The organism is Variovorax sp. 160MFSha2.1 (assembly GCF_048305075.1).
GTDB lineage: Bacteria > Pseudomonadota > Gammaproteobacteria > Burkholderiales > Burkholderiaceae_C > Variovorax > Variovorax guangxiensis.
In genome coordinates, this window is sequence record NZ_CP157624.1 from 2,256,851 (window position 1) to 2,272,662 (window position 15,812).

The window sequence follows — 15,812 nt, forward strand, 5'->3', positions numbered from 1 at the left end:
CCACACACTACGTTACCGGGGCGTACTGTCGCGCTCTTGGGCCCGCACCCCCGCGGCGGCCTGCCGTGCGCCGTCGAGCACGCGCGGTGAAGTCCTGCACGAAGGCGCAGGCGTGAAAGCGGACCGGGCCCGGGTCAGTACAGCTCGATGGTCTGGCGCAGCAGCCCCGATGCATCGGCGCTCGGACCGACGAGGATATCGACCTCGCCAGCCTCGAACAGGGGCTGCAGGTCCGGACCGGGATAGCGCAGTTCGGCCGCCGGCAACTCCAGTTTCACGGAGCCGGTTTCGTCGGGCGCCAGCCGCAGCTTCGCGTAGCCCTTTAGCTCCAGCAGCGGCCGGGTGACCCGGCTCACCTTGCGGCGGGCGAACAGGAAGACCGTCTCCTCGGCCTCGCGCGCGCCGGTGTTGCGCAGCCCGATGCTGATCTTCAGCGTGTCCTGCTCGCTCACGCGCTTCTGTTCGACCTGCAATTCCTCATAGCCGAACTTGCCGTAGCTCAGGCCGTGGCCGAAGGCATAGAGCGGCGAGTTGTCGACGTCCTGGTACTTGCTCGTGAAGTAGTCGGCGGGGTTCATCGGCCGGCCGGAAGGGCGCTGGCCGAAGAAGACCGGCACCTGCCCGACGGCGCGCGGCCAACTCATGGGCGTACGGCCACTGGGGCTCGTCTGGCCCCTGACCACGTCGGCGATCGCATTGCCGGCTTCGACGCCGAGGAACCACGCGGCCAGCAGCGCATCGGCGTGTTCGGCCAGCCAGGGAACGACGAGCGGGCGGCCCGAGAACAGGATCGCAATGACGGGGATGCCCAGCGCCTTCGCGCGGGCTATCACCGCTTCGGCCAGCGCCTGCTGCCGGCCGGCGAGAGCGGGCGTGGCGCGGCTGGCCGCTTCGCCGCTCATCGTGGCGCGTTCGCCCAGGCACAGCAGCACGGCATCGGCGCCGTCGCACAGCGCGACGGCGGCGTCGATGCCGCTGTCGTCGTCGCTCTCGATGGCGACGCCCGGCGCGTGGCGTATCTCGGCCTGCGGCAGCGCGGCGCGAAGGCCGCCCAGCACGGTGACCGCCGGCTCGTGTTCGCCGGCGCCCCACCACGGGCCTTTCATTTCGGTGCTGGCGTCGGCAAGAGGGCCGATGACGCACAGCGTCTTCGCGGATGCGGGCAAGGGCAGGGTGTCGCGCTCGTTCTTGAGCATGACGATGGCCTTGCGTGCTGCGTCGCGCGCCACCGCGCGCCGTTCGGTGATGGCTTGTGCGGGCTCGAGTGTCGCGCCACGGCGGTAAGGGTCGTCGAACAGGCCGAGCTGCTCCTTCAGCCGCAGCACGCGTCGCACGCTCGCGTCGATCTCCTCGATGGTCACGCGCCCCTGTTCGAGCGCTACCGGCAGGCCCTTGCGGTACGCGTCGGCCATCATGTCGATGTCGACACCGGCCTTCAGCGCCAGCACCGCGGCATCGACCAGATCGGCGGCGACTCCGTGCTTGATGAGTTCGGCGATCGCGTTGTAGTCGCTGACGATCACGCCCTCGAAGCCCATCTCGCCGCGCAGCCAGTCGCGCAGCAGGGGGACGTGCGCCGTCATCGGCACGCCGTTGAGATCGGTGAAGGCCGGCATCAGCGTCGCGACGCCGGCGCGCACGGCGGCCGCGAAGCCCGGTAGGTGCACTTCGTGCAGGGTGCGCTCGGAGATGTCGACGGCGGCGTACTCCCGCCCCGCGTTGACGCCGCCGTATGCGACGAAATGCTTCGCGCAGGCGGCCAGTGTTTCGGCCGACGACAGGTCGGTGCCCTGGAAACCGCGAACCTTTGCCTGCGCGATGCGCGCGTTGAGCCATGGGTCTTCGCCCGGGCCTTCGGCGGTGCGGCCCCAGCGCGGATCGCGCGACACGTCGAGCATCGGCGCGAAGGTCATCGCCAGGCCGTCGGCGGCGCCTTCGCGCGCGGCCTCGCGCGCCGTGCGCTCCCAGAGTTCGTCGTCGAAGGCGCCGGCCTCCGCGAGCGGAATCGGGAAGAGCGTGCGGTGGCCATGGATGATGTCCAGGCCGATCAGCAGCGGAATGCCCAGCCGCGACTTCTCGACGGCCAGCCGCTGCATCTCGTGCGTGGGGCCGGCCCCGACCATGTTCAGCAGGTTGCCGACGGTGCCGTCGATGATCGACTGCGTGGAGTCTCCCGCGAGCACCGGTCCGGTGACCGTGTAGCTGGAGGCGGTCATCGTGAGCTGGCCGAGCTTTTCGGCAAGCGTCATCCGGGCCATGAGGGAATCGATGCGGCTCATCAGGGATTTCGAATAGAACCCAGGGGCCTCAATGATGGCATGCTGCGGGGCAGGGCCATCGGCCATGTGGTGTGGTCGATGATTCGGTGAAACCAAACGTCACACCGAAGACGACAACGACGAAAGGATCCGTTCGTGTTGAAGGATGAGAGAACCCCGAAGGAACTGGCTGCGCTGCCCGACGAGGCCTTGATCGAGGCCGTGCAGCGGCAGACCTTTCGCTATTTCTGGGGCGGTGCCGACGCCGCCAGCGGCCTTGCGCTCGACCGCCGCACGCTGGTCGCCGTCACGGGCGAGGACCTGGCCGACGAGCGCGTCGCGATCGGCGGCACGGGCTTCGGCATCATGGGGCTGATCGTCGCGGTGGAGCGCGGCTGGGTCTCGCGCGACGCGGCGCTGGAGCGGCTGGGCCGCATGCGAGACGCGCTCCTGCGCGCCAGGCGCTATCACGGCACCTTCCCGCACTTCATGGACGGGGCGAGCGGCGAGACGATCCCGATGAGCCCGAAGGACGACGCGGGCGACCTGGTCGAGACCTCGTTTCTCTGCATGGGCCTGCTCTGCGCGCGCCAGTATTTCAACGACGACACGGCCATGGCGCGCCGTCTTCGCGCCGACTTCGACATGCTCTGGCACGAGGTCGAGTGGGACTGGTTCACCCAGGGCGGACGGGACGTGCTGTACTGGCACTGGAGCCCGAACCACGGCTGGGCGATGAACCACGAGGTGCACGGCTGGAACGAGTGCCTCATCACCTATTTCATGGCCGCGGCGGCGCCGCGCCACGCGATCGATCCGCGGGTCTACCACCGCGGCTTCGCTTCGGGGCCCGACTTCCTCAACGGCCGCTCGTACCACGGCATCGAGCTGCCGCTGGGCCCGCCGAACGGCGGCCCGCTGTTCTTCGCGCACTACTCGTTCTGCGGTCTGGATCCACATGGCCTGAAGGACCGCTACGCCGACTACTGGAGCCTCAACACTCGCCACGTGCAGGTCAACCGCGCCCATTGCGTCGCCAACCCCCGGGGCTTCGCGGGCTACGGCGAGTCGTGCTGGGGCCTGACCGCCAGCGACGACCCCGACGGCTACCTCGCGCATGACCCGAACAACGACAACGGCACCATCTCGCCGACGGCGGCGCTGGCCAGCCTGCCATATGCACCGGCCGAGGTGATGCGGGTGCTGCGGCACTTCCTCGACGTGCACGGCACGCGCGTTTGGCGGGACTACGGCTTCATCGATGCGTTCTGCGAGTCGCGCGGCTGGTTCGCCGACACCTTCCTGGCCATCGACCAGGGCCCCATCGTCGTGATGATGGAGAACCATCGCACGGGCCTGCTGTGGAAGCTGTTCATGAGCGCGCCGGAGGTGCAGGCCGGGCTGCGGCGGCTGGACTTCAGCAGTCCGCATCTGGGGGCGTCCGCGTCGTGAGTCCTGGCGCGGCGAATCGAAAAGACCCGGGCTTCGAGTCCTGGCTCGAAGGGCAGCTGCGCCATTCGGCGGGCGCGATGCTGTCGAGCATCTCGCCGGTGTCGATCGTCAAGCATCGCCCGGGCTTCGGGCAGACCGTGCGGCCGGTCGCCGGCGCCATCGTCGCCTCGCCCGTGCTCGGCGACTACAACCCCGACCCGGACTACTTCTTCCATTGGTTCCGCGATTCGGCCGTCGTCATCGACGCGTTGCGGCTGCTCTACATCGACGGACACATCGGCGCCGAGGCACTGCGGCATCTGCGCGACTTCACCCGCTTCAGCCTTGCCCTGAACGGGCTCGACGGCCGGGCGATTGCCGCCGTGCCGGACCGCAGGGCGCGCGTGGCTCCCGGGCTGCTGCAGTACCTGCGCGAGGACCATGACCTGGCAAGCGTCCACGGCGACGCGGTCGTCGCCGAGACGCGGGTGAACCCCAACGGCACGCTGGACATCCTGCGCTGGGCGCGACCCCAGCACGACGGACCGCCGCTGCGCGCGCTGGCGCTGCTGCGCTGGGTGGCCGGTGGGCATCTCGACGATGCGGACCTGCTGGCCGAGGTCGCGTCGCTGATCCGCTTCGACCTCGAGTTCACGCTGCGCCACTGGCGCGAGCCGTCGTTCGACATCTGGGAGGAAGAAAGCGGGCATCACTACTACACGTTGCGTGTCTCGGCAGCGGCACTGGCCGAAGGCGCGGCATGGCTGGACGGCCTGGGGGAGACGGCTCAGGCATTGCACTGCAGTGAAGAATCGCAGGCCGTGCTGCGGCTGCTCGACGGCTATCGGGTCGATGACCGCGGCGCGACGTATGGCTACTACCGTTCGCGCGTGCTGGCGGACGGCGGGCCCGGCCCGAAGGCGCTGGACATCGCAGTGATCCTCTCGGCGATCCACTGCGCCGGCACCGGGGCCATGCACGGCCCGGCCGATCCGTGCATGCAGGCCACGCTGGCGCGGCTCGACGCGCTGTTCGACGCGGCCTATCCGATCAACCATGGCCGCTCCTCGGACCGTGGCGCCGCGATGGGCAGGTATGCCGGCGATGTGTACTGCTCAGGTGGCGCGTATTACTTCTCGACGCTCGGCGCCGCCGAGTTCTGCTTCCGCGCCGCGGCGGCGCATGGCGGCGACGAGCACCGGCGCGACGAGTGGGGCGGGCGCGGCGACGCCTATCTCGCCACCGTGCGCGCCTACACACCGGCGAGCGGCGATCTGTCCGAGCAGTTCGACCAGCGCAGCGGCGAGCAGACTTCGGCGAAGCAGCTGGCCTGGAGCCACGCCGCGTTCATCTCGTGCGTGTCGGCGCGCCGCGCCGCGCTCGCCGCTTCCGGGCAGCCGCGCTGACGATGAGCGAGAGGGCAGAGACCCCCCGCGCCGAGCCCGTCGCAAGGGTCGGCGTCTTCCGCCAGGTCGGCGAGCTGATCGGCGCCCTGCGGGGCTCTCCGGTCTCGAAGAAGCTGGTCGGGCTGATCGGCGCGATCGTCGTGGTCGTGGGGCTCACGGCCTACGGGCAGATCGAGCTCAACAGCTGGAACAAGCCTTTCTACGATGCCATTTCGCGCCGCGACCTGAACGAGTTCATCGTGCAGGTCGGCGTGTTCGCTGTGATCGCGGGCGCGCTGCTGGTCCTGAACGTGGCGCAGCGGTGGCTGGGCGAGACTCTGCAGCTGAGGCTGCGCGAGGCCGTGGTCAATGACCTCGTGGGGCTGTGGCTGCAGCCGCGCCGCGCGTTCTGGCTGCAGGCCAGCGGCCCGATGGGCGCCCATCCGGACCAGCGCATGCACGAGGACACGCTGAAGCTGTGCGACCTGTCGGTCAACCTCGGCGTGGGCCTGCTGCAGGCCACGATGCTGTTCGGCAGCTTCGCGAGCGTGCTGTGGGTGCTCTCCAAGGACTTCAGCATCTTCTTCAACGGCCAGGACCACGTGCTGCCGGGCTTCATGCTGTGGGCAGCGATCGCGTACGCGGTGGCCGGCTCGCTGGTGACCTACTGGATCGGCAACGGCCTGATCTCGCGCAATGCCGAGCGCTATGCGCGCGAGGGCGAGCTGCGCTTCTCGCTCACGCGCATCAACGAGCATCTCGACGGCATCTCCCTGGCCGGCGGCGAGGCCGACGAGAAGCGCCGCGTCGCCGTGCATTTCGGCGACGTGCTGCGCGCCACCTCGCGCGTGGTGCTCGGGCTGACCAACCTGACGTGGGCCACGGCGGGTTTCGGCTGGATCACCGTCATCGCGCCGACGCTGGTGGCAGCGCCGCTGTACTTCTCGGGCAAGGTGTCTTTCGGCGGCCTGATGATGGCCGCCGCCGCCTTCACGCAGGCGCAGTCGTCGCTGCGCTGGTTCGTCGACAACTTCAGCATCATTGCCGACTGGCGCGCCACGCTGCTGCGCGTGACCGACCTGCGCCGGATGCTGGCGTCCGACCTGGAGGCGCAGGCGGGCGGCAGCCGCATCGCCTACGAGGAGGGCGAAGCCGGGACGCTCGCGATGGAGGCGCTCGATGTCCGCTCCTGGAACGGCCACGACCGGCTGGACGTGCCGGCGCTCGTCGTGCAGCGCGGCCAGTGCGCGCTGATCCTCGGCACGCCGGGTACCGAGAAGACGCTTCTGTTCCGGGCGCTCGCGGGCCTGTGGCCCTGGGGCTCGGGCACGGTGCGCCGGCCGGACGGCGAGACCATCCACTACATGCCGCGCGGCACGCCCTACATTCCGCGCGGCACGCTGGCCGAGGTGCTGTCGTATGCAATGGAGCCGACGACCTATCCGAGGGAAGCGATGGTGGCCGCCCTGGAGAGCGTGGGCCTGCAGCGCCTCGAACCGCTGCTGGACAGGACGGGCCGCTGGGAGAGCGACCTCAGCATGGACGAGCAGCTGCGGCTGGGCTTCGCCCGCGTGGTGCTGCAGGCACCGCCCTGGCTGGTGATGGACGAGGCCTTCAGCGCGTTCGACGACGACACGCTCGAACTCATCATCGGTGCCTTGGGCAAACTCACGCGCACGGGCATCATTCACATCGGCTCGGCCGGCGGGGCGCACGACCGGCTGTTCACGCAAGTGGTTCATCTGGTCAAGGCGCCGCACGACGTGCCCGAGGAGCCGCGACCATGAGACGCAAAGAGTCGACCGTCAGCCGCGTGCGCCGCGCCCTCATGCGGCTGGGCGTCGCGCTGCCTGCCTTGCCCTCATGGGCCTGGGCGGCGGATTTCGGCTTCCGGCCGCCGCGCGATCCGGAGGATGCCGCGGCCGAGGGCCTGATGCGGGACCTGGCCGAGCGCATCCTGCCGGTGTATCAGGACGCGGACAAGGACGCCTTCCTGGCCAACGTGACGGCCCTGCAGATCGTCAGCGGCGCCTATCGTGCGGCCCAGGACAGCAGCCGCTCCCTGCGCGAGCGCCGCAAGGGCAAGCCCTTCGACGTGCTGGCCGAGCGCGCGACTCTCGACGGCATCTATGCGGGCGCGCGCATGCTCGAGGCGCAGGGGCGCGTCGGCTTCGCCGAAGCCTACGCGCGCTCTTTCGACGAGCTGGTATCGCCGCTGGACAACGCGCAGGCCCAGGCCGTCATGGCGCGGCTGGAGATTCCGGCGGCGGCGTTCAGGGAGCCGCTGCGCCAGGCCTTCGATCTCTGGCGCGCCAAGGGCAGCCTGCCGGAGGCCGAGGCCCTGGCGCTCGTGCGGACCTGGCTGTCGTACCAGTCGCGCCGCAGCTTCAGCGGGCTGCTGCCCGAGCTGTTCGCGGCGCAGAACGGCAGCCGCTACGTGGCGCAGGCCGACATCAGGATTCCCGTGCGCGGGGGAGTCATCCATGCCAGCATGGTCCGGCCCGGCCGCGCGGAAGGAGCGCTGCCGGCGCTGCTGCGCTTCACGCTGGACCCCGCCGAGGACGACGCGCGGCGCAGCGCGGCCAGGGGCTATGTCGGCATCACGGCGTACGTGCGCGGCCGCACGCCCGACGGCAAGGGCGCCGTGTGGCCCTTCGTCCGCGACAGCGAGGACGCCGCCGCCGTCATCGACTGGATCGCCCGGCAGGCGTGGAGCGACGGACGCGTGGTCATGCTCGGCGAGGGCTATTCCGGCTACGCCGCGTGGGCGGCAGCCCGCAGGAGGCCGGCGGCGCTCAAGGCCATCGCCACCATCGCTCCGATGGCGCCGGGCATCGACTTTCCGATGGCCGGGCAGATCTTCCGCAACGCCATGGTCCGATGGGCGCAGGAACATGCGCTGGCCGAGCCGCTGCACGCGAGCACCAACGGCGATGCCGACGCCGGCCCGGATGCCGTCTGGCAGGCGCTCGATGCTCGCTGGTATCGCGGCAATCGTCCCTATTGGGACATCGACCGCGTCCTGCTGGGCAAGCGCAGCAGGCTGATCCGCACGTGGCTGACGCACCCGAGCCACGACCGCTACTGGCAGAAGTTCCTGCCATCGGCGGATCAGTTCGCGCGCATCGACATCCCGGTGCTCAGCTTCGCGGGCTACTTCGGCGCCGACGCCGGCGCGCTCCACTTCCACCGCGAGCATCTGCGCAACCGGCCGCAGGCCGACACGACGCTGCTGCTCGGCCCCTACGACGCGAGCTCGATCCGGCGCGGCATGGCGACGACGCTGCGCGGCTATACGCCGGACCCCGTTGCGCATGTCGACCTGCCTGAGCTGCGCTACCAGTGGATCGACCACATCCTCAAGGGCGCGAACAAGCCTGCGCTGCTGGCGAATCGCGTCAACTACCAGGTGATGGGGGCGGACCAGTGGCGCCATGCTCCGCTGCTGGAGGCGCCGGAGCGCGCGCCGCTGCGCCTCTATCTCGACACCAGCGCGCGCGGCGAACCGCATCGGCTGCTGCCTGCGCCGGCCGAGGAGGGCGGCAACGCGCGGCTGTCGGTCGACCTGGCCGACAGGCGCGACGTGCACACCCCCTGGCCCGACGCGCTGCGGATGAAGCAGCTGCCGGCGCGCAACAGCATCAGCTTCGTCGGCGACCCGCTGCCCGATGGCACCGAGATCATCGGCAGCCTGCGCGGCGTGTTCGACATCACGCCCTCGCGGCAGGACGTGGACTTCAGCGTCTCGCTGTACGAGCAGACGGCAAGCGGCGAATGCCAGTTGCTTTTCGATCCCTATGACTTCCGCGCGAGCTATGCGGGCCATCGCGTGCGTCGCCGGCTTCTGCGGGCGGGCGAGCGCCAGCTGCTTGCCTTCACCGTCGAGCGCGTCACCGCCTGCAGGCTGGCGGCGGGCAGCCGCCTCGTGCTGGTGGTCGGCATCAACAAGCGGCCCGACCGGCAGATCGACTACGGCAGCGGCAAGGACGTGAACTCGGAGACCATCACCGACGCGAAATGGCCTCTGCGCGTGCGCTGGCATGCGCGCAGCTACGTCGAGATCCAGACCGGCAAATCGTCCTGATTCACTAAGCTTGCCCCGTGCCGATCACGACGCCTTCGCAGGGCGCCAGCACCAGCGGCTCTTCGATCGATCCGGCGCGCGCGGGATCGGTCGATGCCAGCACGACCGGCTGTCGCGGCAGCAGCGACGGCTGCACAGGCGCCGGAGTGCCGCCGAAGTTCAGAACAACCACCAGCCGCTGCCCGTCGCTCTCGCGCGCATAGGCGAGCACCTCGCTCCCGGCTTCGAGCGCTTCGTAGCTGCCCCGGTGCAGCGCGGGCTGCGCGCGGCGCAGCGCGATCAGACGCCGGTAGAGCGCCAGCATGGACCCGGCGTCGCGCGACTGCGCCTCGACGTTGCACGTGCGCCAGTCGGATGCCAGGCGCAGCCAGGGGCTGCCCGTCGTGAAGCCGGCGTGCGGGGCTGCGCTCCACTGCATCGGCGTTCTCTCCGGGTCGCGGCCCAGGCCCATGCCGGGCTTGTTCTTCTCGAACGGGTCCTGGACTTCGTCGGCGGGAATGGGAACGTCCGTCATGCCGATCTCGTCGCCGTAATAGAGCGTGGGCGTACCGCGCAGCGTGAGCAGCAGCATGGCCGCGAGCCGCGCCATCCGCGGGCCGACGCGGCTGGCGATGCGCGCCCTGTCGTGGTTGCCCAGCACCCAGTTCGGCGCGGCGCCGGGGGGCAGGGCGGCTTCGTAGTCGCGCACCAGCCGGTCGATGAGCGCGGCCTGCCATTCGGTCGCGATCAGCTGGAAGTTGAAGGGCAGCTGCACGCCTTCGAGCACGCCCCGGGCGTTGAGGCCGTAGTAGGCGACCAGGCGCGCGAGCGGCAGGTAGAGCTCGCCGATCAGCACGCGCGACGAGCGCGCGTCGCTGAACTCGTCGACCACGCGGCGCATCTCGGCCACGATGGGCTGCACCTCCGGCAGGTCGGTGTTGTAGAGCATCGTCAGGCGCAGGAAGGGGTCCTGGCCCTCGACGAAATCGGGGTTCGGCGGGTTGTCGCGGAACTGCGCGTCCTTGACGATCTGCGAGAGCACGTCGACGCGGAATCCGTCGACGCCTCGCCGCAGCCAGAAGCGCAGCACCTCGTACATCGCGGCGCGCACCTCGGGGTTGCGCCAGTTGAGATCGGGCTGCTCCTTCAGGAACGAATGGGCGTAATACTGGCCGGTGGCCTCGTCGAAGCTCCACGCCGGGCCGCCGAAATTGCCGAGCCAGTTGTTGGGAGGCCCGCCGTCGGGCGCCGGATCGCGCCAGATGTACCAGTCGCGCCGCGCATCGGTGCGCGCCCTGCGGCTGTGCACGAACCATGGATGACGGTCCGAGGTGTGGTTGGGCACGAAGTCCAGGATGAGCCTGAGGCCCTTCGCATGAGCCTCCCGCACCAGCGCATCGAAGTCGTCCAGCGTGCCGAAGCGCGGATCGATGTCGCAGAAGTCGGAGATGTCGTAGCCGAAGTCGGCCATCGGCGAGGGATAGATCGGCGATATCCAGACGGCGTCGACGCCGAGCGCGACCAGATGGTCGAGCCGGGCGCGGATGCCGTCGATATCTCCGATGCCGTCGCCGTTGCTGTCCTGGAACGAACGCGGGTAGACCTGATAGACGATTCCGTACTTCCACCAGTCGTCAGCTGACATCGTGATTCCCTTGCCCAGGCGTCGATCGGGCCATTGTCTCCAGAAAGCGCGCCGGGCATCCCGGGGAGCGCCGGAGTCTCCAGATATCCAAGTCGCCGCGTCTTTGCCGAGCCTGTCGGTGGAAAAAGTCAAGAGGCGGTTGCCTCGAATACAGGCACTCTGGCGACGGCCCGCACGGATGCTGGCAACGCCGATGTTGTCCCTGCGTTATCCACAAAGATTTCCACAGACTGGTGGAACAACTTTCTGCTGGAACACTGTCCCGGCGCGGCGCGCACCGTCTTCGTGAACGCACCTGCATTGCGCATCTCGACGCGAGATACGCCGATCTTCAATCCATATGAATCTTGCGTGGAAACCCGCAACGGCGAGGCGGGGTGTGGACGCGACCATCGCCTGCAGCCGAACCAGGCGAAGGAAAGCGACACACCCCATGAGCACCAGCACCATCGCGCAGCCCTGCGAGGGCCGCTTCGACAGCACCTCCGATGCCGTCTACCGCAAGGTCGGATGGCGGCTGATTCCGCTGCTGTTCCTCTGCTATATCGTGGCGTACCTCGACCGCGTGAACGTCGGATTCGCCAAGCTGCAGATGCAGGGCGACCTGCGGTTCAGCGACGCGGTCTACGGGCTGGGCGCGGGCATCTTCTTCATCGGCTACTTCCTGTTCGAGGTGCCGAGCAACGTGGTGCTGCACCGCGTGGGTGCGCGCCGCTGGATCGCGCGCATCATGATCACCTGGGGCCTGCTTTCGGCGGGCACCATGTTCGTGGGTTCGCCGTTGTCGTTCTACGTGATCCGCTTCCTGCTCGGAGCGGCCGAGGCGGGCTTCTTCCCCGGCATCATTCTTTACCTCACCTACTGGTATCCGGCCGCGCGGCGCGGCAAGGCGACCTCGCTGTTCCTCGCGGCAATCCCGTTCGCGGGCATTCTCGGCGGGCCGTTCTCGGGCTGGATCCTGCAGGGCATGGGCGGCGTGAACGGATGGGCGGGCTGGCAGTGGCTGTTCCTGCTGCAGGGGCTGCCGACGGTGGCGCTTGGCTTGATCGTGTGGCGCTACCTCGACGACCGCGTGAAGGACGCGCGCTGGCTCACGCCGGCCGAGCGCGAACTCATCGCCCGCGACATCGCCGCCGAGGCCGCGGGCAAGTCCGAGCCGCGCGTCGCCGGCGTGCTGGGCAACGGCCGCGTGTGGCTGCTGGCGCTGGTGTACTTCGCCTACACCTCGGGGCTGTACGGCATCTCGTTCTGGCTGCCCAGCATCATCAAGGCGGCGGGTGTCAAAGGGGCGCTCGACATCGGCCTGCTCAGCGCCATTCCATGGACATTCGGCGTGATCGCGATGTATTTCATGGCCCGCAGCGCGGACCGCCACCTCGAGTACCGCTGGCACAGTGCGACCGGCGCGGTGGTCGGCGCGATCGGGCTGATGCTGAGCGTGGCCTCCCACGGCGACGTGACGCTCGCGATGGCCGGGCTCACGCTGGCGACGATGGGCATCATGTCGACCTTCCCGGTCTTCTGGGGCATGCCCACGGCTTTCCTCGGCGGTGCGGCGGCGGCCGCGGGCATCGCGCTCATCAACTCCTTCGGCAATCTCTCGGGCTTCAGCGCGCCGTACCTGATCGGGCTCATCAAGGATGCGACGCAGAGCACCGATGCGGGGCTGCACATGCTCGCGGCGCTGCTGGTGATCGGCGCCGTGCTGGTGCTGTTCGTCGGGCGGGGCGCCACCTCGCCGAAGCGCTGATCGGTACCTGGCCAGGAGACATCCATGGACTCCATCGTGAACATTCCCGTGCGCTCGAACACACGGCGTTCGCCATCGCCCGAGCTGCTCGCCCTGCTGGAGAGCAGGTTCGCCGAGCGCTTCTCCACCAGCAAGAGCGTGCTGCTGCAGCATGGTACGGACGAGTCGATCTATCCGCCCCGGCCGCCCGATGCGGTGGTGTATGTGCGCAGCACGGAAGAAGCGGCTTTCGTGGTGCGAGCCTGCGCGAAGGAGCGGGTGCCGGTCATAGGCTTCGGTGTGGGCTCGTCGGTCGAAGGGCATCTGCTGGCGGTGGTGGGCGGCGTGTGCGTCGACTTCTCCCAGATGAACAAGGTGCTTGCGATCAGGCCCGGCGACCTCACGGCCACGGTGGAGGCGGGCGTCACGCGGGGGCAGTTGAACGCGGCGCTGCAGGGCACGGGTTTCTTCTTCTCGGTCGATCCCGGCGCCGATGCGTCCATCGGCGGCATGGTCGCAACGGCGGCTTCAGGCACCAACACCGTCCGCTACGGCACCATGCGAGACAACCTCGTGAGCCTCACGGTGGTCACGGCCGACGCAGAGGTCGTGCGCACCGCCTCGCGGGCTCGCAAGAGTTCGGCGGGCTACAACCTCACGCAGCTGTATTGCGGATCCGAGGGCACGCTGGGGCTGATCACCGAAGTCACCGTGCGGCTGCATCCGCATCCCGAGACGTACGCTGCCGCTGTGGTGCACTTTCCATCGGTGCGAGCTGTGGTCGACTGCGTGATCGAGGCGATCCAGATGGGCGTGCCGCTGGCGCGCGCCGAACTGCTGGACGCACTGACCATCCGCGCCGTGAACGCGCACAGCCGCACCACGCTCGGCGAGCATCCGACACTGTTCCTGGAGTTCGGCGGCAGCCAGGCGCAGATCGACGAGCAGGCGGGCATCGTGCGCGAGATCGCGAGCGGTCATGGCGGCGGCGCTTTCCAGTGGGCGAAGCGGCCCGAGGAACGCTCGCGCCTGTGGACGCCGCGCCATCACGCCTACTTCGCATGCCTGCAGCTGAAGGCAGGCTGCCGCAGCCTGAGCACGGATGCCTGCGTGCCGCTTTCCGCGCTCGCGCAATGCATCGAGGAGACGCAGGCCGACATCGCTGAACACGGGCTGCTGGTGCCGGTGCTGGGCCATGTCGGCGACGGCAACTTCCATTGCCTGGTGCTGGTGGACCCGGGAAATGCGGCGCAGAACGATGCCGCCGAGGCCTTCAGCCATCGGCTGGTGCAGCGCGCACTGCGCTACGGCGGGACTTCGACCGGAGAGCATGGCGTGGGGCTGCACAAGATGAGGTACCTGGTCGAGGAGCATGGCGAGCACACCGTGGCGCTGATGCGTGCAGTGAAGAAAGCGCTGGACCCGCATGACATCTTCAACCCCGGGAAGGTCGTCGCCCTGTCCCAGGGCTGAGCGCGGGTGTGCGATCTAGAATTTCCGGCCTTGCCCGCACCTTGCGGCGAGCGGCCGGAGGCCCCCTGATGGAGTTGCGCCAGTTCAAGTACTTCGTTGCCATCGTGGATTGCGGCAGCCTCTCGCGCGCCGCGCAGCAACTCTTCATCGCGCAGTCGGCCCTGAGCAAGCAGATGGCCGAGCTCGAATCCGAACTCGGCACGCAACTGCTTCTGCGCAGCCGCAACGGCGTTGCGATGACCGAGGCCGGCAAGGTCTTCTACGAATACGCGCAGGGCATCACCAAGCAGGTGCGCGACGCGAAGGCCGCGGTGCACGTCGCGGCCGAGTCCGTGGCGGGATCGGTGGTGGCGGCGCTGCCGCAGAGCGTGTCGCCGATGATCGCGCTGCCGCTGATGCGCGCTGCTGCGCGGCGTTATCCCGACGTGGTGCTGCATCTGAACGAGGAACTCACCGGCAACATGGCCGACCAGTTGCTGCGCGGCCGGGTCGACGTGGCGATGTTCTCGCCCACCATGCCCGAGGAGGACATCCGCTTCGTTCCGCTGGTGGAGGAAGACTTCGTTTTCCTCGACTCGCCCCAGAGCCCGCATGCGCTGCCGCCTGGTGACGTGAGCATCGCGCAGGCCACCGCGCGGCCGCTGGTGTGGCCGGCCCATGCCCACGGGCACTGCACGCGATGGCTCGTCGACACGGTGCTGGAGCAGGCGGGCCATCCGGCTGCGCGGGTGGCGGCGGAGATCAACTCCGTCTATACGCTGAAGGCGGCGGTGGAGGCAGGGCTGGGACCGACGATCATGCCGTTCGGACTTGCGCAGCGCGAGGTGCAGGAGGGGCGGCTCGTGGCGCACCGCATCGATTCGCCTTCGATGCATCGCACGCTGGGGTTGTGCGTTTCGGTGCACCTGCCGACCACGAACGCCAAGCGCGCGGTGTGCACGCTGATCGGCGACGTGGTGCGCGACCTGTGCGAGAGCGGGCAGTGGGCCGGCGCGCGTGCGCTCGCGCCGGTGAAGAGCGCCACGAAGAGCGCCGAGAAGTAGGGCCGGCCCTTCGCTTCAGGCGCGGCGCTTGCGGGCCGCGGGCGCGGCCTTTGCAGCAGGGGTGAAGAGGCGCATGATGGCCTGGCGCACATCGGCCTGCATGTTCTCGACGGCCTTCGTGTCGCCGGACATGTGCTTCAGCAATGCCTGCTGGAAGAGCCCGTCGAACAGCGCATAGGTGGCCGATGGCGACATGCCGGGCTGCTCGCCGGAAAGCTCGGCGAAGCGGCTCATGATGCGCCAGATCATGTCTTCCAGGCTCTTGTCGATCTGCACGACGTCGGTGCGGAAGGCTTCCTCGAAAAGGGCCTGCGAGCGCAGGTCGTACCAGAGGCGGTGCACGTGGCCTTCGTCGCAGAGCGTGTCGCCCAGGCTCTTGAGGAAGCCGTCCATCAGTTCGTCGTAGGTGGTGGCGCTTTCCACCGCATGGTCGTAGCGCGTGACGCAGCGGGCCTTGTACTGCTTCACGCTGCAGATGATCAGGTCGACCTTGTCGCTGAAGTAGTAGTGCAGCACGCCGTGCGAGAACTCGGAGTTCTGCGCGATCTCGCGCAGGCTCGTACGCGCATAGCCCAGTGCCGCCAGCGTGGTCAGCGCGGCTTCGCCCAGCTCGGCGCGGCGCTCGGAGAACTTGTCGACCCGCGCCTTGGGCACTCGTTCAGCGTGTTTCTTTACCCGTTGATGTGTCGTCATTGAAAGCCGGGCCGCGTGGATGCCGACCCTGTGTTCCTCGTGATTGCAGAACATAGCACGCAAGCGGGAGAACCCGCATCCGGCGTGCCACG

10 protein-coding genes are annotated in these 15,812 nt (G+C 68.9%); 7 read left to right on the top strand and 3 right to left on the bottom strand.

Annotation, left to right across the window (positions count from 1 at the left end):
• Positions 1-134 precede the first annotated feature (134 nt).
• On the bottom strand, positions 135-2,279 hold the full coding sequence (locus ABL838_RS09965) for a glycoside hydrolase family 3 N-terminal domain-containing protein (protein WP_418125205.1): 2,145 nt from the start codon (positions 2,277-2,279) through the stop codon (positions 135-137).
• Positions 2,280-2,414: 135 nt separating this feature from the next.
• Here ABL838_RS09965 and ABL838_RS09970 point away from each other — a divergent pair, with 135 nt between their 5' ends.
• From ABL838_RS09970 to ABL838_RS09985, 4 genes are read left to right on the top strand one after another with little or no spacing between them, the layout of a single operon-like run.
• Positions 2,415-3,710: a glucoamylase family protein gene (locus ABL838_RS09970; protein ID WP_418125206.1), complete on the top strand. Its 1,296-nt coding sequence runs from the start codon at positions 2,415-2,417 to the stop codon at positions 3,708-3,710.
• On the top strand, positions 3,707-5,095 hold the full coding sequence (locus ABL838_RS09975) for a glycoside hydrolase family 15 protein (protein ID WP_418125207.1): 1,389 nt from the start codon (positions 3,707-3,709) through the stop codon (positions 5,093-5,095). Before ABL838_RS09970 ends, ABL838_RS09975 begins: the two co-directional genes overlap by 4 nt.
• 2 nt (positions 5,096-5,097) lie before the next feature.
• Complete coding sequence (locus ABL838_RS09980) at positions 5,098-6,861, top strand: ABC transporter ATP-binding protein/permease (RefSeq protein ID WP_418125208.1); 1,764 nt, start codon at positions 5,098-5,100, stop codon at positions 6,859-6,861.
• Complete coding sequence (locus ABL838_RS09985) at positions 6,858-9,158, top strand: CocE/NonD family hydrolase (RefSeq protein WP_418125209.1); 2,301 nt, start codon at positions 6,858-6,860, stop codon at positions 9,156-9,158. The genes ABL838_RS09980 and ABL838_RS09985 overlap by 4 nt, the downstream gene beginning before the upstream one ends.
• Before the next feature lie 4 nt (positions 9,159-9,162).
• Here ABL838_RS09985 and ABL838_RS09990 read toward each other — a convergent pair whose 3' ends face one another.
• Positions 9,163-10,782, bottom strand: a complete 1,620-nt coding sequence (locus ABL838_RS09990; RefSeq protein ID WP_418125210.1) for an alpha-amylase family glycosyl hydrolase — start codon at positions 10,780-10,782, stop codon at positions 9,163-9,165.
• A 433-nt stretch (positions 10,783-11,215) separates the two neighbouring features.
• Between ABL838_RS09990 and ABL838_RS09995 the strand changes: the two genes are divergently transcribed.
• The 3 genes from ABL838_RS09995 (at position 11,216) to ABL838_RS10005 (ending at position 15,027) form a co-directional block, all read left to right on the top strand.
• A complete protein-coding gene (locus ABL838_RS09995) occupies positions 11,216-12,532 on the top strand; it encodes an MFS transporter (RefSeq protein WP_418125211.1) in 1,317 nt (438 codons plus the stop codon).
• A gap of 24 nt (positions 12,533-12,556) precedes the next feature.
• Positions 12,557-13,984 (top strand): FAD-binding oxidoreductase, encoded by a 1,428-nt coding sequence (locus ABL838_RS10000; protein WP_418125212.1) that lies wholly within the window; start codon positions 12,557-12,559, stop codon positions 13,982-13,984.
• Between the two features lie 68 nt (positions 13,985-14,052).
• Complete coding sequence (locus ABL838_RS10005) at positions 14,053-15,027, top strand: LysR substrate-binding domain-containing protein (protein WP_418125213.1); 975 nt, start codon at positions 14,053-14,055, stop codon at positions 15,025-15,027.
• Positions 15,028-15,042: 15 nt separating this feature from the next.
• Here the strand turns inward: ABL838_RS10005 and ABL838_RS10010 are convergent, their stop codons facing one another.
• A complete protein-coding gene (locus tag ABL838_RS10010) occupies positions 15,043-15,681 on the bottom strand; it encodes a TetR/AcrR family transcriptional regulator (protein WP_311736988.1) in 639 nt (212 codons plus the stop codon).
• Positions 15,682-15,812 lie beyond the last annotated feature (131 nt).